This window comes from Micromonospora rubida (genome assembly GCF_009908295.1).
Lineage (GTDB): Bacteria > Actinomycetota > Actinomycetes > Mycobacteriales > Micromonosporaceae > Micromonospora > Micromonospora rubida.
Genome location: NZ_JAAALO010000010.1, coordinates 110,918 through 130,161, shown reverse-complemented (window position 1 = coordinate 130,161; position 19,244 = coordinate 110,918). Strand labels below are relative to the sequence as shown.

General features: G+C 71.9%; 14 protein-coding genes and 2 tRNA genes. 4 read left to right on the top strand and 12 right to left on the bottom strand.

Annotated features, from left to right (window positions below):
* Positions 1-127 precede the first annotated feature (127 nt).
* Positions 128-1,066 (top strand): alpha/beta hydrolase, encoded by a 939-nt coding sequence (locus GVV04_RS27585; protein WP_201754240.1) that lies wholly within the window; start codon positions 128-130, stop codon positions 1,064-1,066.
* Between the two features lie 66 nt (positions 1,067-1,132).
* Here the strand turns inward: GVV04_RS27585 and GVV04_RS27580 are convergent, their stop codons facing one another.
* Positions 1,133-1,588, bottom strand: a complete 456-nt coding sequence (locus GVV04_RS27580) for a rhodanese-like domain-containing protein (protein ID WP_161691904.1) — start codon at positions 1,586-1,588, stop codon at positions 1,133-1,135.
* A 72-nt stretch (positions 1,589-1,660) separates the two neighbouring features.
* On the opposite strand from GVV04_RS27580, the gene GVV04_RS27575 reads away from it, so the two are divergent.
* Complete coding sequence (locus tag GVV04_RS27575; RefSeq protein WP_161691903.1) at positions 1,661-2,647, top strand: helix-turn-helix domain-containing protein; 987 nt, start codon at positions 1,661-1,663, stop codon at positions 2,645-2,647.
* Between the two features lie 176 nt (positions 2,648-2,823).
* Here the strand turns inward: GVV04_RS27575 and GVV04_RS27570 are convergent, their stop codons facing one another.
* Positions 2,824-3,759 (bottom strand): NADP-dependent oxidoreductase, encoded by a 936-nt coding sequence (locus GVV04_RS27570; protein ID WP_161691902.1) that lies wholly within the window; start codon positions 3,757-3,759, stop codon positions 2,824-2,826.
* Between the two features lie 209 nt (positions 3,760-3,968).
* Here GVV04_RS27570 and GVV04_RS27565 point away from each other — a divergent pair, with 209 nt between their 5' ends.
* Positions 3,969-4,442, top strand: coding sequence for a MarR family winged helix-turn-helix transcriptional regulator (locus tag GVV04_RS27565; protein ID WP_161691901.1), 474 nt, complete (start codon positions 3,969-3,971; stop codon positions 4,440-4,442).
* Between the two features lie 60 nt (positions 4,443-4,502).
* Here GVV04_RS27565 and GVV04_RS27560 read toward each other — a convergent pair.
* Together GVV04_RS27560 and GVV04_RS27555 are read right to left on the bottom strand one after the other, a co-directional pair.
* Positions 4,503-4,576 (bottom strand) — tRNA-Ile (locus GVV04_RS27560).
* 254 nt (positions 4,577-4,830) lie between these two features.
* Positions 4,831-4,906, bottom strand: a tRNA-Asn gene (locus GVV04_RS27555).
* Between the two features lie 278 nt (positions 4,907-5,184).
* Between GVV04_RS27555 and GVV04_RS27550 the strand changes: the two genes are divergently transcribed.
* Positions 5,185-5,580: a hypothetical protein gene (locus GVV04_RS27550; protein WP_161691900.1), complete on the top strand. Its 396-nt coding sequence runs from the start codon at positions 5,185-5,187 to the stop codon at positions 5,578-5,580.
* 202 nt (positions 5,581-5,782) lie between these two features.
* On the opposite strand, the gene GVV04_RS27545 is transcribed toward GVV04_RS27550, so the two are convergent.
* From GVV04_RS27545 to GVV04_RS27510, 8 genes are all read right to left on the bottom strand, one after another.
* A complete protein-coding gene (locus tag GVV04_RS27545) occupies positions 5,783-6,793 on the bottom strand; it encodes a sugar phosphate isomerase/epimerase family protein (protein WP_161691899.1) in 1,011 nt (336 codons plus the stop codon).
* Positions 6,794-7,149: 356 nt separating this feature from the next.
* The gene (locus GVV04_RS27540) at positions 7,150-9,255 is read right to left on the bottom strand and encodes a ThuA domain-containing protein (protein ID WP_161691898.1); all 2,106 of its coding nucleotides are present in this window, start codon (positions 9,253-9,255) and stop codon (positions 7,150-7,152) included.
* A gap of 89 nt (positions 9,256-9,344) precedes the next feature.
* Positions 9,345-12,203 (bottom strand): RICIN domain-containing protein, encoded by a 2,859-nt coding sequence (locus GVV04_RS27535; RefSeq protein ID WP_161691897.1) that lies wholly within the window; start codon positions 12,201-12,203, stop codon positions 9,345-9,347.
* A gap of 633 nt (positions 12,204-12,836) precedes the next feature.
* Positions 12,837-14,033: a Gfo/Idh/MocA family protein gene (locus GVV04_RS27530; protein ID WP_201754279.1), complete on the bottom strand. Its 1,197-nt coding sequence runs from the start codon at positions 14,031-14,033 to the stop codon at positions 12,837-12,839.
* Between the two features lie 53 nt (positions 14,034-14,086).
* Positions 14,087-15,145, bottom strand: a complete 1,059-nt coding sequence (locus tag GVV04_RS27525) for a substrate-binding domain-containing protein (protein WP_161691895.1) — start codon at positions 15,143-15,145, stop codon at positions 14,087-14,089.
* A 125-nt stretch (positions 15,146-15,270) separates the two neighbouring features.
* On the bottom strand, positions 15,271-16,290 hold the full coding sequence (locus tag GVV04_RS27520) for an ABC transporter permease (protein ID WP_161691894.1): 1,020 nt from the start codon (positions 16,288-16,290) through the stop codon (positions 15,271-15,273).
* Complete coding sequence (locus GVV04_RS27515; protein WP_328822613.1) at positions 16,287-17,798, bottom strand: sugar ABC transporter ATP-binding protein; 1,512 nt, start codon at positions 17,796-17,798, stop codon at positions 16,287-16,289. The genes GVV04_RS27520 and GVV04_RS27515 overlap by 4 nt, the downstream gene beginning before the upstream one ends.
* 119 nt (positions 17,799-17,917) lie before the next feature.
* Positions 17,918-19,096, bottom strand: coding sequence for an ROK family protein (locus tag GVV04_RS27510; RefSeq protein WP_161691893.1), 1,179 nt, complete (start codon positions 19,094-19,096; stop codon positions 17,918-17,920).
* Between the last annotated feature and the right edge of the window lie 148 nt (positions 19,097-19,244).

The window sequence follows — 19,244 nt, the reverse complement described above, 5'->3', positions numbered from 1 at the left end:
AGACCGACTCGGCAAGGGAGGCCAGAAAGTAGTACCACCCAAGATGTCTGATCCTTGCCCGGTCGCTCGTCGGTAAGACAAATGCCGCTCGGCAGCCTTCCGAGCGGTCCCGGCCGTGGAGGTTGTCATGACATATCCCTTTGATACGGAGCTGGCACCGTGGGCCCCGATGCTGCCCATCCTCGACCTTCGCGACCCGGCCGCCGCCCGCGAGGTCGGGCGGGCCATCGCGGCCCAGCTTCCCCAGCCCGACCTGACCGGCCTTACCGTGCTGGACCGCACGGTGCCCGGCCCGGCCGGCGCCCCCGCCGTCCCGGTGCGGATCTACACCCCGCAGCCGGCGACGGCGCCGGCGCCGGCCGTCCTGCACCTGCACGGCGGCGGCTTCGTGCTCGGCGACCTAGCGCTCGAACACGCCGACGCCGCCGCGTTCGCCACCGGCATCGGGGCCGTGGTGATCGCCGTCGACTACCGCCTCGCGCCCGAGGAGCCCTTCCCGGCGGCCCTGGAGGACTGTTACGCGGTGCTGTGCTGGCTCGCCGGCAACACCGACGAACTCGGCGTGGACCCCACCCGCCTGGGCCTCTACGGCCGCAGCTCCGGTGGCGGGATCGCCGCCGGCCTCACCCTGCTGACCCGCGACCGGGGCGGCCCGCGGCTGGCCATGCAGTACCTTGACGTCCCGGTGCTCGACGACCAGCTCGACAGCGTGTCCATGCGCGCCTACGTCGACACCCCGATCTGGAATCGCCCCAGCGCCGAGCTGGGCTGGGCCTACTACCTCGGGGACGACGTCAAGCCCGGCGACCCGAGCGTGTCGCCGTACGCCGCCCCGGCCCGCGCGGAGGACCTTGCCGGGCTGCCGCCGGCGTTCATATCGAGCTGCCAGTTCGATCCGGTACGCGACGAGGGAATGCACTATGCCCAGCGGCTGGCCCAGGCCGGCGTGCCGACCGAGGCGCACCTGTACCCGGCCACCTTCCACGGCTCCGCGCTGGTGACCGAGGCGGCTGTGTCGCGGCGGATGCAGCAGGACGCGGTGGCCGCCTTCCGCCGGATGCTCTGACGCACCGGAAGACCTCCCTGCCGTGGCGCGCGCGGCGGGCCCGACCACTCGGCGATCGGCGCGATCTCAGCAGCCGCACGCCTCGGCCGCGTTGGGCGCGGTCAAGTCGTCCGCCGGCCGTCGGAGCAGGCCCTCCGGGGTCAGCACCGGGAGACCCTCGCGGACCCAGTACTCGTACCCGCCGATCATCTCCTTGACCGCAAAGCCCAGTTTGGCGAACTCCAGGGCGGCCCGGGTCGCGCCGTTGCACCCCGGACCCCAGCAGTACGTGACGACCCGGCGTCCGGCGGGGACCAGCGCCGAAGCGCGGCTGGCGATATCGGCGGTGGGCAGGTGCAGCGCGCCGGGCAGGTGTCCCTGACGCCAGGCGCTCTCGTTCCTGCTGTCCACCACCAGCATGTCGGCCCCGGACTCCAGGTCGGCGTGCACGTCGCTGACATCGGTCTCGACGGAGAGCCGGGCGGTGAAATGGGCGATGGCGATCGCGGGCGGGGCCGCCGGCACGGAAAAGGCTTTCGACATGCCCAGCAGCCTGCCGGCCGGCGGGGGGCGGACGACAGTGGCGCTGATGCCATGTTTCGCTAAGATCCCGCCATGACCGTGCCGCCCGAGGTTCGACGAACGGTCTCCGTGCTGGCCTATCCCGGCATGTCGGTCTTCGAAACCGGCATCGTCACCGAGGTGTTCGGGCTGCCCCGGCCCGAGCTCGGCCGCCCCTGGTACGACCTCACCATCTGCGCCGAGCAATCCGGGCCGGTGCCGCTCCTCGGCGGGGCCAGTCTCGAGACCCCGTACGGGCTGGACACGTTCGCCGCTGCCGAAACAGTGATCGTGCCCGGGGTGCCCGATGTCACTGTGGACCCGTCCCCGGATCTCGTCGCCGCGCTGCGGCTGGCCCACCGGCGGGGCGCCCGGCTGATGTCCATCTGCTCGGGTGCCTTCGCCCTGGCCGCCGCGGGCCTGCTCGATGGCCGTCGGGCGACAACCCATTGGCAGTACGCCGACGAGCTGCGCCGCCGCCACCCGGCCGTGCGGGTCGACGCCGACGTGCTCTACGTCGACCTCGGGGACGTGCTCACCAGCGCGGGCAGTGCCGCGGGGCTCGACCTCTGCGTGCATGTCGTTCGACAGGACCACGGGAGCACGGTCGCGAACGCCGTCGCCCGCAGGCTGGTCACCGCGCCGCACCGGGACGGCGGGCAGGCCCAGTTCATCGAGGCGCCGGTGGGCCCGATCGCCCAGGACGACGACGGGGTGGCCCGCAGCATGGACTGGGCGCTGGGACACCTGGCGCAGCCGATCACCGTCGAGACGCTGGCCGCCCGGGCTCGGATGTCCTCCCGGTCGTACCTGCGGCATTTCGCTCGGGCGACCGGCAGCAGCCCGATCCGCTGGCTGATCGTCCAGCGGGTCCGGACCAGCCTCGCCCCGCTCGAGACCTCGGACTGGCCGGTCGAGCGGATCGCGGGCCTGGTCGGCTTCGACTCACCAGTCACCTTCCGCCACCACTTCGGCCGGATCATGCGTACCTCGCCGGCGGCCTACCGGCGGGCCTTCCGCACCGGCGTCTCGGCGCGCTGACGCGACCCGAACCGCATTCACACTGTTCAGGGGCCGTGTGACGCTGACGGCCGTACGCCGACGCGCCTGTTGGCCAACTCAGCCCGCCGCCCGAGCTATTCCGTGACGCCCCGCGGATGTCAGCGCCCACCGAAGAGGGGCCTCGATGGTGGACGCTGACGTGGCGTGGCGTGGTGTCAGGAGACCACGATGACCGTCTTGCCCAGCAGCTTGCCGTTGCTCGCATCCTGGTGCACGGCCGGCAACTCCTCCAGCGGCCGGCGATCGACCACGTGGAGCTTCAGTGTGCCGTTGTCCACGCGGGAGACGAGGTCGGCCAGGCCGGAAGCGTCGGGACCGACCCATACGCCCGCCGTGCGTACCGAACGTGCCTCGTCGGCCGGCACCGGGCCGGCGGAGCTGACGATGATGCCGCCGTCGGCCACGAAGGGTGTCAGCTTCGCCAGACCCTCGGGAGCCAGGCGAACGTGGTTCACCACCACGTCGAAGGGGCCGCCGACGGCCGCCGGGCCCGCGTCGAGGTCCAGCGGGCCGACGACCTTCTCCACGCCGTAGCCGTTCAGGCGGTCGGCGTGCTGAGGGCCGTCGACAGCCGTCACCTTGGCACCGGCGTCGACCGCGAGTTGGACCACGATGCTGCCCACCGCACCGCCCGCCCCGTTGACCAGCACGGTCTGGCCGGCCTTGACCCCGGCCAGCTCGACGGCAGCATGGCGAGCGGCCAGCCCGGCCAGGGGGAGTGATGCGGCGTCGGTCAACGCGATGCTGCGCGGAGCGGCGGTCACCAGGTCGGCCGCCACGACCGCGTACTCGGCGGACCCTCCGTGCACGTCCAGCGGAAACATGGCGATGACCTGGTCGCCCACCTGCAGCCCGCTGACTCCGTCACCGAGCTCGGCGACGGTGCCCGCGACGTCGAGGCCGGGGGTGATCGGCAGCGGGGTGGGAATCATCTCGGCGAGGACACCCAGCCGGATGTGGTCGTCGACGGGGTTGAACGAGGTGGCCGCCACCTTCACCAGCACCTGACCGGCACCGGGGACCGGACGCTCCACCTCCTCCTGGCGCAGGACCTCGGTGCTGCCGAACTCGTGGTATCGAATCGCCTTCACGGCACTTCTCCTCATGGTGTTTTGTGGTGTCGAATCCGCGCCGCAGGCACGCGTCCCGCACTTGCCTGGGCAACCTTAAACGAGCGTCTCCGACTTGCCCAGGAAAGTCAAGATGTGCGGCGTCATAGGATTCCGGCCAGATAGCCACTGCCCCTCAGCAGCGAAGGTGCCTTTCGGCGTCAGGTTGCCCAGTCAAGTAAGCTGCGCGCATGACCGGCTACCCTCAATGGCTCGATGACGAGCAGCAGAAGCTGTGGCAGGACCTGCTCACCGTGGTCATCGCGCTGCCCACGCTGCTGGACCGCCAGTTACAGCGGGACGAGGGCATCTCGAACTTCGAGTACAGCGTGATGGCCCGGCTGTCCATGACCGAGACGCACACGATGCGGCTCAGCGACCTCGCCGCGCAGTGCAACAGCACCCAGCCCCGGCTGTCCAAGCTGATGGTCCGTTTCGAGCGGCAGGGGTGGGTCACCCGGTACCCGGACCCGGACAACGGCCGATACACCCTCGCGACCCTGACTGACGCCGGTCTGCAGAAGGTCGAGGACAGCGCCCCGGCTCACGTCGAACAGGTCAGGCGACTGGTGTTCGAACCACTCAGCGCTGCTCAGCAACGCCAACTCGGTGTCGCGCTCGCCCGCATCGCCGCTCCGGTACGCGAGCAACTCGACGGCGGGTGAGCGACGCGGTTCGTGTACCGCCCGATCAGTTCAACGTTTTCCCAGCTCAGGCTCTGTCGGTGGGGCGGACGGGGCTCGAACCCGTGACCGATCGATTATGAGTCGACTGCTCTAACCCGCTGAGCTACCGCCCCGCTACCGCGCCGGATCGTAACCCGTGCGGTGGATCACCGGCCACCGCGAAACAGCGCCATCCGCCAACCGGACGGACCATCAATGATCCAGCACGATGGGCTACGCGAGGATAACAGCCCGCAGCCCGCACGAGGGGGCCGATCCGATGGCGCGCAACTCCGCCGAAGACCGCCCCATCACCGCCCAGGACGGGGGTGGGGCGGGGGAGACGGAGGCGCCCGCCGGCGAAGCCGGCGGGCGCTGGTGTTGAACTTGGCTCCCCCGTTTGGACTCGAACCAAAAACCTGCCGGTTAACAGCCGGCTGCTCTGCCAATTGAGCTACGGGGGACCGCTTGCCGCCTGGCCCTGAACCTTCCGGTGCCCGGCGACGGCACAAGAATACAGGACTCACGGGGGGTTTGGTCCAGGGGGTTACCGGACCGGCCCGAGCGGGCGGGAGCCTGCGGCGACACCCCGCAACCAGACAATTCGCCATCCTGGCACAAGCAGGTATGAGCACGGAGGAGGATGGGTAGTTAGCTGTCGACAGAGAAGACAGGCGCGAGATGATCGCCACGGGGTCCGCCCCGGGGAGACGATGGCGCGTCAGGTACGGAAGGAGCCGCCATGCGCGGAAAGATGATGTTTCTTGGCGGGCTGGCTGCGGGATTCGTCCTGGGCGCCCGTGCCGGTCGGGAGAAGTACGAGGAGCTCGTCGTCCGGGGCCGCAAGGTGCTCGACCACCCGACCGTCCAGGAGGCGGCCGGGGTCGCACAGGCCCAGGCCAACCGGCTCTACAGCGAGGGCAAGGACAAGCTCAGCCAGTCCAAGCTGGGTGAGAAGCTCAACGGCAACGGCACGCAGGACCTGACCGCCGCCGACAAGCCCTACGCCGGCACGCCGTCCACGGTCGGCGCCAAGGCGGGCAACAGCTCGTCCGGCACCGCCCCGGCGGGGCCGACCCCGAGCACCGCCGCCCGCCCCAAGCCGTCCGGCACGGGGACCAACGGCAGCGCGCTCTGATCGACTGACAGACCGTACGACGACGGGCCGGCCGCCTTCGGGCGACCGGCCCGTCTGCTGTTTCGCGGCTCGGGCCCCGGCGTGCTGGGCGTGGCCCGGCCGATCAGCGATGTCGCCGCCCGCCGCACTTGTGACGCCCCGCCCCCGCCGGCCGCGTTCCATGACGCCCCGTGACGCCCGGCCCGGCCGACGGGTGGACGGCTCAGTCCCGGCTGCTGCTGAACGCCGCGTCGAACGCGGCGGCCGGGGCGTCGAAGGCCAGCCTGCGGACGAACTGGAGCGCCTCGGGCGCCCCGACGAGGCGGTCCATCCCGGCGTCCTCCCATTCGATGGAGATGGGGCCGGCGTACCCGATGGCGTTGAGCGCGCGGAAGCAGTCCTCCCATGGCACGTCGCCGTGGCCGGTGGAGACGAAGTCCCAGCCCCGACGCAGGTCCGCCCAGGGCAGGTGGGAGGAGAGCCGGCCGCGCCGGCCGTCGCCGGTGCGTACCTTCGCGTCCTTGCAGTCGACGTGGTAGATCCGGTCGGCGAAGTCGAGGATGAAGTTCACCGGGTCCAGGTCCTGCCAGACGAAGTGCGACGGGTCCCAGTTCAGCCCGAACGCGGGCCGGTGCCCGACCGCCTCCAGGGCCCGCTTGGTCGTCCAGTAGTCGTACGCGATCTCGCTGGGGTGGACCTCGTGGGCGAACCGGACCCCCACCTCGTCGAAGACGTCGAGGATCGGGTTCCACCGGTCGGCGAAGTCGGCGTAGCCGCGCTCGATCATGGCCGGGGGCACCGGCGGGAACATCGCCAGGGTGTGCCAGATCGACGAGCCGGTGAAGCCGACGACCGTGTCCACGCCCAGCCTCGCCGCCGCCCGGGCGGTGTCCTTGATCTCCTCGGCGGCCCGCCGGCGGACCCCCTCGGGCTCGCCGTCGCCCCAGATCCGGGCGGGCAGGATGTCCTGGTGCCGCTCGTCGATCGGGTGGTCGCAGACTGCCTGGCCGACCAGGTGGTTGGAGATGGCGAAGACCTTCAGGTTGTGCTTCGCCAGGGTCTCCCGTTTCCGGTCGACGTACGAGTCGTCGGCGAGCGCCCTGTCGACCTCGAAATGGTCACCCCAGCAGGCGATCTCCAGCCCGTCGTAGCCCCACTCGGAGGCGAGCCGGCAGACCTCGTCGAACGGAAGATCGGCCCACTGGCCGGTGAAGAGTGTGATGGGTCGCGCCATTGTCCTACTCCCCTGGGTGATGGGGATTCCGCGTGCGGGACCGGGGCGAGGGCGACCGGCCGGGCCGGTGCGTGGCGGACGTGCCGGGGTGCCGGTGGGCGCGGGCGAGCGCCTGGGCCCAGCGGGTTGCGCCTCCCGCCGGGTCACCGGCCACCGCGCACGGTCGCCGACCTCACTCTAGGGCGGCCCCGACCGGTTAGGAAGGGGCCACCGCCCGTCATCCGGCCTCCTCCTCGGAGGCGGGCAGCTCGGCGCGGGCCGTGAATTCCCACCGGGGCGGGGGCGGCGGCGCTCCTGGCGCGGGGAGGGACCTCAGCCGATGGCCGGGGCCCCTCCCACCACCTCGGTTCACCCGGCTACGGCAGGGTCCACTTCTGGTTGGCGCCGGTGTGGCAGGTCCACAGGTGCACGGGAGTGCTGTCGGTGGAGGTGTTCCCGGAGACGTCCAGGCACTTGCCCGACCCGACGTTGCGCAGCGTCCCGTCGGCCCGCGCCGACCAACTCTGCGCCCCCGAACCGTTACACGCCCACAGCTGAATCCTCGTACCGTCGGCCGTACCCGCCCCCGACACGTCCAGACACTTGCCCAACGCCCGCACCGTGCTGTTCGGCGTCACCGTCCACACCTGGGCCGCACTGCCGTTACAGCCGTAGACCTGGACCTGAGTCCCGTCGGCGGACGCGCCGTTGCGCACGTCGAGACACTTGCCGCCCAGGCCCCTGATCGGGCCGGTGCCGTTCGTCGGGGTCGACGACCGGATCAGGGTCACGTCGTCGACGTCGAACAGGCCCGTGCCGGTGCCGGCGAAGGTGAGGTACAGGTTCTGACTGCCGGCCGGCACCCCGGTCAGCGGGGCGCTGACGTCGGCGTACGTCGTCCAGCTCCCGGTGTTGGGCACCGCGACCTGGCCGAGCACGGCGCCGGTGGCCGAGCCGGTGCGGAACTGGATGGTCCCGCCGGGGCCGCCGGAGACCACCCGGGCCCGCACCGAGGTCACCCCGGTCAGGTCCAGGCCGTGGTAGCCGGCCCAGTCGCCCGGGTCGACGTACCCCAGGGTCTGGCCGCCGTTGGCCCCGGCCTTGGGGTACGCGCTGACGCCGCTCGCGGCGCTGTACGCCTCGGCCTGGACGGTGGTGTTCCCCGGCGGGCCGCCCAGTTCCCTGATCCGGATGTTGCGGAACGCGACGTCGTCGCCGGTGCCGTGGTTCTGGATGCCGACGTGGCCGGCGAGCGAGCGGGCCGGGTCGGTGTTGGTGAAGTCGTTGATCTTCACCCCGTTGAGGAGGACCTGGAGCCGCTCCCCCTCGACCAGCAGTTCGTAGGTGTTCCACTCCCCCGGCGGGTTGAGCGCGGCGTCCCGGGCGGCCAGGTCGGCGGACTTGAAGGTGTAGACCGCGCCGGTGGTGCGCTCGGCGGCGTCGGTGGCGTCGATCTGCACCTCGTAGCCGTTGTTCACGGCGGAGTTCGGGTCGGTCGACGGCGGGAAGCCGACAAACACCCCGGAGTTGTCGTCGCCGGCCAGCTTCCAGTCCAGCTTGAGCGAGTAGTTGGTGAACTCCTTGGCGCTGTACCAGTACAGGCCCATCCCGCCGACGGAGTTAAGGGTGGCGTCGGCGTTGGTGAAGCTGCCCGGCCCGGCCTGGGACCAGCCGGCGGTGGAGCCGTTGTAGAGGGGGCTGTAGCCGGTCTCGGGCCGGCAGTCGGCCTTCGCCCGGCCGGCCGCGTACCGGATGCCGCCGAGCAGGTGGGAGCGGAAGGCCGGCTCGGCGTACGACGACTGGGTGTGCCCGCCGCCGGTGTAGAAGGACCGGCCGCCGTTGTACGTCTTGCACCAGGCGTGCGGGTGGTCGCCGCCCATCGACCCGCCGGAGTACGAAGACTCGTCGAGGGTCGCCAGCACGCGCGCGGTCGAGCGGGCGTTGGTGCGGTAGTCGTACCACTCGTCGGTGCGCGGCCAGGACTGCGGCAGCGCGGCGGTGGCGGCGTGCGCCCGGTCCTCCACCTTGACGGTGGCCTGCTGGATGGCCGGGTGGGAGGCGAACCAGGCGCCGACCAGGTTGCCGTAGAACGGCCAGTCGTACTCGGTGTCGGCGGCGGCGTGCACGCCGACGAACCCACCGCCGGAGCCGATGTACGACTCGAAGGCGGCCTGCTGGGTCGCGTCGAGCACGTCGCCGGTGGTGTTGAGGAAGAGCACCGCCTCGTACCTCGCCAGGTTGGCGGTGCTGAACGCGGTGGCGTCCTCGGTGGCGGTGACGGTGAAGCCGTTGGCCGCGCCGAGGTCGCGGACGGCCTGGGTGCCGACCGCGATGGAGTCGTGCCGGAAGCCTGCGGTCCTGGAGAAGACCAGCACGTCGTACGGGGCGTCGACGGCCGAGGCCGGGGTGGCGGGGGTGGTGCAGGCGAGGACGGCGAGGGCCGCGGTGGCCGCGCCGAGGACGGGACGGAGGAGTCTGCGCATGTCGCTCTCCTGAGGGCTTCGCGCTGCGGGGTGGGGTCGACCGGATCCCCTACCCGACGGGGGCCGTCGGGTAGGGGCCTTCCTCGCGCCTAGGGCAGGGTCCACTTCTGGTTGGCGCCGGTGTGGCAGGTCCACAGGTGCACGGGAGTGCTGTCGGTGGAGGTGTTCCCGGAGACGTCCAGGCACTTGCCCGACCCGACGTTGCGCAGCGTCCCGTCGGCCCGCGCCGACCAACTCTGCGCCCCCGAACCGTTACACGCCCACAGCTGAATCCTCGTACCGTCGGCCGTACCCGCCCCCGACACGTCCAGACACTTGCCCAACGCCCGCACCGTGCTGTTCGGCGTCACCGTCCACACCTGGGCCGCACTGCCGTTACAGCCGTAGACCTGGACCTGGGTCCCGTCGGCGGACGCGCCGTTGCGCACGTCCAGACACTTGCCGCCCAGGCCCTTGATCGGGCCGGTCCGCGTGGGGGTGGTGTCCAGGGTGAACGCGTCCACGTCGTAGAGCGCCCCGGCCCCGCCGGCGAAGGTGAGGTACAGGGCGGTGGTGCCGGCGGGCGCACCGGAGACCTCCCCGGTGACCGTGGTGAACGTGTCCCACGCGCCGGTGACCGGCACGGCGACCGAGCCGAGCACCGTCCCGGTCGCGGAGCCGGCCCGCACCTGGAGGGTCCCGCCCACACCGGCCGAGGAGACCCGGGCGCTGAACGAGGTCACGTTCCCGAGCTGGTACGGCTCGAACGCGATCCAGTCCCCGTTCTCGATGTTGCCGACGGTCTTGCCGCCCTCGGCGGTGGCCTTGTCGAAGGTGGCGATGCCGGCCGAGGTCCTGAAGTGCTCGGCCTGCCGGTGCCGGGGCTGGAGGGTGTGCTGGGTGTGCGTGGTCAGCCCGCCCGAGTCGGTGTACTCGGCGTCGAAGACGGCGAAGATGTTCGCCGCGTCGTCGTGCTCGCCGTCGACGGGGACGGCGATCGAGCCGGAGCAGCCGTTCGCCGAGGTGATCTGGTGGCCGTGCTGGTCGTGGCCGAGCACGTAGGTCATCTTGACCTTCGCGCAGTCGATCGTGCCGTCCTCCGGGTCGGTGACGCTGATGCTGAACGGCACGGTGTCGCCGAAGGAGAAGAGCCTCCCGTTGCCGGGGCTGTTCACGGCCACCGTCGGGGCGGTGTTGCCCACCGTGATGGTGACGCCGGCGCTGCCGGTGGCCCCCTCGGGGTCCCGCACGGTGAGCGTGGCGGTGTACGTCCCGTTCGCGGTGTACGTCTTGGCCGGGTTGGCAACGGTGGAGGTGGTGCCGTCGCCGAACGCCCACGCGTAGGTCAGCGCCCCGCCGTCGGGGTCCGTCGACCCGGCCGAGGAGAAGTTCACGGCCAACGGGGCCACCCCGGACGTCCGGTCCGCGCCCGCCCGGGCGGTGGGGGCCCGGTTGCCGCCGCCGATGTGGTCGAAGCGGTAGAGGGCGGAGTTGGCGTCGCCGTTGAAGTAGCCGGTGCCGTAGTCGAGCACGTAGTACGCGCCGTCCGGGCCGAAGGCCGAGTCGATCACCTGCTTGCCGGTCCACGGGAAGGCGTCGATGGTGCCGGGCGAGCCGTCGGCGTTGACGTGGATCGGCTTGATCCAGCCGCGGCCGAACTCGGTGGCGAAGAACTGCCCGTCGAAGGACTGCGGGAACTTCGTCGTCGAGGTGGAGGCGGCGTTGTACCGGTAGACCGGGCCGCCCATCGGGGACTCGGAGCCGCCGCCGAACTCGGGCGGGGTGCCGGCGTCGCCGCCGTACCGGATCCAGGACTGCTTCGCGGCCGGCAGCTTGCCCAGGCCGGTGTTGCGGAACGAGTTGTTGGTCGGCCCTCCCCCGCAGTCGTACTTGGCCCCGCCGGTGCCGGCGGCGAAGTCCCACTCGTTGTACGTCTCGGTGGCGGTGTTGGTGCCGGTGCAGTACGGCCAGCCGTAGTTGCCGGGGCCGGTGATCCGGTCGAACTCGACCTGGCCGCTGGGGCCCCGGGTGGCGCTGGTGGTGCCGGCGTCCGGCCCGTAGTCGCCGAGGTGGACGATCCCCGTGGCCTTGTCGACGCTGAGCCGGAACGGGTTGCGGAAGCCCATCGCGTAGATCTCGGGGCGGGTCTTCGCGGTGCCGGGCGCGAACAGGTTCCCGGCGGGGATCGAGTACGACCCGTCCGTGTTGACCTTGATCCGCAGGATCTTGCCGCGCAGGTCGTTGGTGTTGCCGGCGCTACGCTGCGCGTCGTACGCGGGATTGCGGTTGGTCCGCTCGTCGATCGGGGCGTACCCGGCGGAGTCGAACGGGTTGGTGTCGTCGCCGGTCGACAGGTAGAGGTTGCCGGCGGCGTCGAAGTCGATGTCCCCGCCGACGTGGCAGCACATCCCCCGGTCGGCCGGGACGTCCAGGACGTCGACCCTGCTCGCCTGGTTGACGGTGAAGTCGGTGTTCAGGGCGAACCGGGACAGCCGGTTGACGCCCTGCCAGGCGGAGAAGTCGGTGCCGGTGGCGGGGGCGTCCCCGGCGGGGGTGGTCAGCGGCGGCGCGTAGTAGAGGTAGATGTGTCGGTTGGTGGCGAAGTTCGGGTCGACCCCGACGCCCTGCAACCCCTCCTCGTCGTGGTTGTAGACGGCCACGGTGCCGACGACCGTGGTGGTGCCGGCGGCGTCGGTGCGGCGCAGCGTGCCGTTGCGGGCGGTGTGCAGGACCGACCGGTCCGGCAGCACGGCCAGGGACATCGGCTCGCCGGTCTCCGCGACGCCCCGGGCCAGCTCGACCTGTTGGAAGTCGCTGCCGCTGATCACGTGCGCGGCGGCCGGGGTGGGGCCGCCGAGGGCGGCCGGGCCGGTGCCGAGGCCGACCGCGCCGGCAGCGGCGACGAGCAGCAGAGCGGCGGCTGCGGGCCACCGTCGGGGTTGGTGGGTGGTTGTGTCCTTGATGGGCATGGTTGTGCGGTCCCTTCCTGACGGATGACTGCCAGGGCGGAGCGCGCGCCGTCGCGCCGGATGCCGTAGCGGGGGGATACACCATCGCGATACCCGGACATTAATGTCCGTGAATCAACTGTGTCCATACCTTCTGACCACTCGACCTGAACTTTCGCTCGGGTCGGCAAAAGTTCCCCCCACGCCGCCCTCACCCACGACGACGCCACCGGACGGCACCCGGGACGGGCGGGACGGGCGGGACGGGCGGGGCTGGCAGGCAGGGCCGGTCGGCGTCCCGCCCCTGCCTCCCCCGCGTCCGTGGTGCGTGGTGCTTGGTGCGTGGTGCCTGTGCCTGTGCGTGGTGCCGTGGTGCGCGGCCTCCGGTGCGGCCGGGGAATCCCGGTCCGGCCGCACCGGACGGCCGTCCTGCCCTCGCGCGGCGGCGGGCCGAGGCCCGCCGTCGCACGCCATCCGGAGCCGACCTCGTCCCCGCCGCGGGGCGCAACCGCGGCGGGTCCCTCGCCGGTCGGTCCGGAAGCCTCTCGGGCGGTGGCGACGGCACGCGCCGCCACCGCGGTTCCTCCACCGGCGGACGGCTGTCACCGGTGCGCCTCGGCGGTGGCGACCCGGGCCGCCTCCGCCGGGGCGGGCTCAGGCGGGGACCGCCTCCAGCGTCGGCTCCACGTCCGTCCACGAGGAGCCCAGCTCCGCCGAGCGGATCACCGCGTCCAGCACCAACTGGACCTGCAACCCGTCGGCGAACGAGGGCGCCGGGTCGACGCCGGTGGCGATCGCCTCGACGAAGTCCCGCATCTGGTGGGTGAAGGAGTGCTCGTAGCCGATGATGTGGCCGGGCGGCCACCACGCCGACATGTACGGGTGGTCCTCCTCCGTCATCAGGATGCGGGTGAAGCCCTGCTCGGCGGCCGGCCGGGTGGCGTCGTAGAACTCCAGCTCGTTGAGGCGTTCCAGGTCGAAGGCCACGGTGCCGAGCGAGCCGTTGATCTCCACCCGGAGCGCGTTCTTGCGCCCGGTGGCGAACCGGCTCGCCTCGTACGTGGCCAGCGCCCCGCCGTCGAGCCGGGCGACGAAGACCGCCGCGTCGTCCACGGTCACCGTGCCGGTGGCCGGGCCGTGGCCGTCGACCGGGCCGGTGCCGATGGTGGCCTGCGCGGCCAGGCCGCTCGACGCCGCCGACAGCGGACGCTCCTTGACGAACGTCTCGGTGACCGCGCTGACCCCGGTGATCCGCTGACCGGTGACGAACTGGGTCAGGTCGATGATGTGCGCGCCGATGTCGCCCAGCGCGCCGGAGCCCGCCCTGTCCCGCTGCAACCGCCAGACCAGCGGGAACTGCGGGTCCACGATCCAGTCCTGAAGGTATGCCGCCCGGACGTGCCGGACGGTGCCGAGCCGGCCGTCGGCGATCAGCCGCCGCATCATGGCCACGGCGGGGACCCGGCGGTAGTTGAACCCGCACATGGACCGTACCCCCGACGCCCGCGCGGTTTCCGCGGCGGCGGCCATCGCCCGGGCCTCGGCCACCGTGTTGGCCAGCGGCTTCTCGCAGAGCACGTGCTTGCCTGCGGCCAGGGCGGCGAGCGCGATCTCGGCGTGGCTGTCGCCCGGCGTGCAGACGTCGACCACGTCGATCTCGTCGGACTCGACGAGGCGCCGCCAGTCCGTGGTGTGCGCCTCCCAGCCGAGCCGGTCGGCGGCGGCGGCCACCTTCGCGGTGTCCCGGCCACAGACCAGCGACATCCGGACCCGGGCCGGCAGGTCGTACACCCGGTTCACGGTGCGCCACGCCTGTGAGTGCGCCGCGCCCATGAACGCGTAGCCGACCATGCCGACCCGCAGGTGACTGTGGTGAGTGGACAAGGTGGGTCTCCCCCCGTGTGTCAGAACCCGAGCTTGAGGTAGTTGCTCGCGTTCTCCTTGGTGATCGTCTCGGAGGCGAGCACGATCTCCTTGGGCACCTGGAGCTCCACCAGGTCGGACATGCCCCTGCCCTGGCCGATGAGCCGGGCCAGCGAGATCGCCGAGGACGCCATGGAGGGGCTGTAGGTGACGGTGGCCTTCAGGACCGTCTTGTCGGCCAGGATGTCCTCCATCGCCTTCTTCGAGCCGGCGCCGCCGACCATGAAGAACTCCTTGCGGCCGGTCTGGTTGACGGCGGCGAGCACGCCGATGCCCTGGTCGTCGTCGTGGTTCCAGACCGCGTCGATCTTGGGCAGGGCCTGGAGCAGGCCGGTGGCTGCCTGCTGGCCGGAGTCGGCGGTGAACGCCGCCGGCCGCCGGTTGGCCACCTTGAACCCGTACGAGGCGAGGGTGTCGGCGAAGCCCTTCGACCGCTCCTGGGTCAGCTCCAGCGAGTCGACGCCGGGGATCTCGCCGATGATCGGGGTGCTGACCCCCTTGGCCTTGAGCTGCTCGGCGATGTAGGTGGCGGCGGCCACGCCCATGCCGTAGTTGTCGCCCTTGATCTGGAGCCGGTAGGCCCGGGCGTCCGGGAAGGCCCGGTCCAGGTTGACCACCGGGACGCCGGCCTTCATGGCCTCCAGGCCGAACGCGTTGAGTTCCTTGCCGTCGTGCGGCAACACCACGATGACGTCCGGCTTCTGGGCTAGCAGGGTGGACAGCGCCGCCCGCTGGGCCGCCGCGTCCGCGCCCGCCTCGACCGACGTGAACTCCACGTCCGAGTACACGCCGGCCTGGGCCTTGGCGTTGGCGGTGATGGCGGCGATCCAGCCGTGGTTGGCGGCCGGGGCCGAGAAGCCGACGGTCACCTTCTTGCCGGGCGCGCTGTTGCCGCCGGCGGCGGCCTCGGCCGCCTTGGTCTGCGCCGCCGTCGGCGCCGCCTCGTTGCTGGTGCACCCGGCGAGCAGTGCGCCGGCGCCGAGCGCGGCCCCGCCGAACAGCAGCCGGCGGCGCGACAGGTCCCGACTGTGCTGGGTCATGACGACCTCCTGGGAGAAGGGGTGGTGGAGGGAAAGAGGGTGTGCGGGGCCCGGCCACCGTCGGTGCGACGGCGACCGAGGGGTGCGGGGTGGAGCCCGGTGGTCGGCGGGGTGGTGGCGGTGGATCAGCCGGTGCTGAGCCGGTTGCGGCTCAGGAACTGGGCGAGGCTGCGGAACTGGAACTGCTGGACCAGGACGGCGGCGACGATGATGCCGCCCTTGACCATGTTCTGCGCCTCGGTGGAGAGGCCGTTGATGGCGAACAGGTTGGTGATGGTGGAGAAGATGACCACCCCGAGCAGGGAGCCGACGATCGTCCCCCGCCCGCCGCTGAGCAGCGTGCCGCCGATGATCGCGGCGGCGATCGCATCCAGTTCGTAGAGGTTGGCCATCTCCGCCTGGGCGGAGGTGGCCTGCGCGGTCAGCATGACCGCGGCGATCCCGCAGCAGAGGCCGGAGAGCCCGTAGAGCAGCACGGTGTGCCGCCGGACGTCGATGCCGGCGAGCCGGGCGGCCTCCGGGTTGCCGCCGACGGCGACGGTGCGCCGGCCGAACGTCGTCCGGTTCAGCAGCACCCAGCCGGCGACCACGACCGTGGCCAGGATGTAGACCAGCAGCGGGATGCCGAGCAGGTCGGTGCTGGCGATGCCGTTGATCGCCGCGTTGTCCGACACCTGGGTCTGCTTGCCGGAGATCTGGGCGGCCAGCCCCCGGGCGGCCACCATCATGGCCAGGGTGGCGATGAACGGCACCAGCCTCCCGTACGAGACGAGCAGGCCGTTGACCAGGCCGACGCACAGGCCCACGACGAGCGCGGTGAAGATCATGCCGCCCGCGCCGTAGCCCTGGGTGGCGAGCGTGGTGCACCAGACTCCGGCCAGCGCCACGATCGCGCCGACCGACAGGTCGATGCCGCCGCCGATGATCACGAAGGTCATGCCGACGGTGACCACGCCGACCACCGAGGCGAGCTTCAGGATGGTGAGGATGTTGTTCCACACCCAGCCGGAGTCGCCGTACAGGTCGGGTCGGGTGGCGATGCCGATCAGGATCAGCACCACCAGGACCCCGATCAGGCCCAGGTTGCGCCGGGCGCCCTCGCCGCCGTCGCCGCGCCACCAGGAGAGCCGGCAACGCTCGCTCATGCGGCTGCTCCTTCCATCAGGGACCCCGCCATGACGAGGTCGAGCACCGTGTTCTCGTCCAGTTCGTCGGCGGGCGCCTCGCGCACCATCCGGCCCTCCCGCAGCACCAGCACCCGGTCGGCCAGGCCCAGCACCTCGGGCACCTCGCTGGACACCAGCAGGACCCCGACGCCCCGGGCGGCCAGTTCGCGGATCACCTGGTACAGCTCGGCGCGGGCGCCGACGTCCACCCCGCGGGTGGGCTCGTCGAGCAGCAGCAGCCGGGTGTCGCCGAGCAGCCAGCGCCCGACCACCACCTTCTGCTGGTTGCCCCCGGACAGGGTGCGCACCGGCCGCCGCACGTCGCGGGGGCGCAGCTCCAGGGAGCCCGCGATCCGGTCCGCCTCGGCCCGCTCCCGCCCGGCGTCGGTGAAGCCGAGCCGGGCGTACCGGCCGAAGGTGGCCAGGGTGACGTTGCGGTAGATCGGCTCGCCGAGCAGCAGCGCCTGGCTCTTGCGCTCCTCGGGGGCCATTCCCATGCCGGCCCGTACCGCCGCGCCGACGCTGCCCGGGCGCAACGCGCGCCCGGCCATCCGGACCGTCCCGGCGTGCGCGCGGCGTGCCCCGTAGATGGTCTCCAACAGCTCGGACCGGCCGGAGCCGACCAGCCCGGCGATGCCGACGATCTCGCCGGCCCGCACGCTGAGCGAGACGTCGGCGAACTCGCCGGACCGGCTCAGGCCGTCGACCCGGAGCAGCTCCGCGCCCGCGCCGGAGTCGGCCGGGCGGTCCGGGAAGACGTACTCGATGGTGCGGCCGGTCATCCGGGCCACCAGGTCGCGGGTCGGGGTGTCGCGCGCCGGCAGGTTCGCCGCGGTGGTCCGGCCGTCCTTGAGTACGGTGACCCGGTCGCCGATCTCCCGGATCTCCTCCAGCCGGTGGGAGATGTAGATGACGGCGATGCCCTGCGCGGTCAACTCGCGGATGATCCGGAACAGGTTGCCCACCTCGTCGTGGGCCAGCACCGCGCTCGGCTCGTCCATGATGATCAGCCGGGCCTCGTGGGACAGCGCGCGGGCCATGCTGACGATCTGCTTGCCGGCCGCCGGCAGCGCCCGGACCATCCGCCCCGGCGGAATCTCGCCGTGGCCGAGCCGGCCGAGGATCTCCCTGGTCCGGCTGGCCATCCGGCCGCGACGCACGAAGCCCGCCCGGCGCGGCTCGTGGCCGAGGAAGGCGTTCTCCGCCACCGACAGGTCCTCGACGAGGTCGAGCTCCTGGTAGATGGTGGCGATGCCGGCGCGCATGGCGGCCTGCGGGTTGGCGAACTCGGCGGGCTGCCCGCGCCACTCGACCTGACCGGAGTCGGGGCGGTGCACCCCGGCGAGGACCTTGATCAGGGTGGACTTGCCGGCCCCGTTCTGCCCGAGCAGGCAGTGCACCTCGCCGGCCCGCACCTCCAGCTGCACCCCGTCCAGCGCCCGTACGCCGGGGAAGGTCTTCACCACGTCGGTGAGGCGCAGCACCACCTCGCCGGGAACGGCGTCGGCGGGCGCCTCGACCAGCGGGCCGGTGGCGGTGTGCGCCGGGTCGGCGGCGTCGGCGGGTGCCTCGGCCAGCGGGCCGGTGGCGGCGTCGGCTGGCTCGGTCATGACGCCTCCCCGAAGGCCACGTCGCTGGCGAGCACGGCCGCTCCGGCCACCCCGGCGCGCGGGCCCAGCTCGGACAGGACGACCGGCAGGTTGCCGGTGGCCAGCGGCAGCGAGCGGCGGTACACCACGCTGCGGATCTCGGCGAGCAGGATGTGGCCGAGCTGGGCCAGCCCTCCGCCGATCACGATCATCGACGGGTTGGTGAAGCTGACCAGGCCGGCCAGCACGCCGCCGACCCGTCGGCCGCCCTCGCGGATGAGCTGGATGCAGGTCACGTCCCCCTCGACGGCGCCCTCGGCGACGTCCCGGGCGGTGACCACGCCCCGGTTGGCGAGCCGGTCGGCCAGGGCCGGGGACGCCCCGCTGCGGGCGGCGACGTTCGCCTCCCGGGCCAGCGCGGCCCCGCTGAACAGCGCCTCCAGGCAGCCGGCGTTGCCGCAGGAGCACATCGGCCCGTGCGGGTCGACCTGGATGTGCCCGATGTCGCCGGCGCAGCCGTCGGTGCCCCGGTAGACGTCGCCGCCGAGGTGGATCCCGCACCCTATGCCGGTGCCGATCTTGATGAACAGGAAGTCGTCCACCGAGTGGGCCACCCCGCCGTGCCGCTCGCCGATCGCCATGATGTTGACGTCGTTGTCGACCACCGCCGGGCAGCCGTGCTCGCGGGTCAGCAGCTCACGGACCGGGAACCGATCCCAGCCGGGCATGATCGGCGGCGAGACCGGCACCCCGTCGCGGAAGCTCACCGGCCCCGGCACCCCGACGCCGACCGCGTGCAACCGGTCGAAGGCCCCGTCGACCCGCGCCTTGTGCAGCAGCTCGTTGACCCGTTGCAGGATCACCTTGGGGCCGTTGCGGATGTCGGCCGGCTCCACGTACGCGGCGATCGTCTCCAGCCGGCCGTTGACCACCTCAAGGTCGATCGAGCTGGCCCCGAGGTCGACCGCCGCGAAGCGCAGCTGGGGGTTCAACTTCACCAGCGTGGACCGACGCCCGCCCCGGGAGGCCGCGAGACCGGCCTCGGCGACGTAGCCGAGGCCGACCAGCCGCTCCAGCTCGGCGAGCAACCTGGGGCGCGGCATCTGTAGCCGGTCCCCGAGCTCCGCCCGGGACACCGCACCCTCGTCGCGGAGCAGCCGCAACAGTCGCAGGTGCAGGGGCTCCACCGTCCGCATCGGCACTCACCTCCACCTCGGCATCATCCACATCAACAAGTACGTCGATGTGTTGTGTCCGACACAGTAGGAGGCTTCCGTGCCGCCTGTCCAGAGCTTCGGCCAGCTTGACTCCAACTTTTGTTCGTTCGAACAAAAGCGGGCGGTT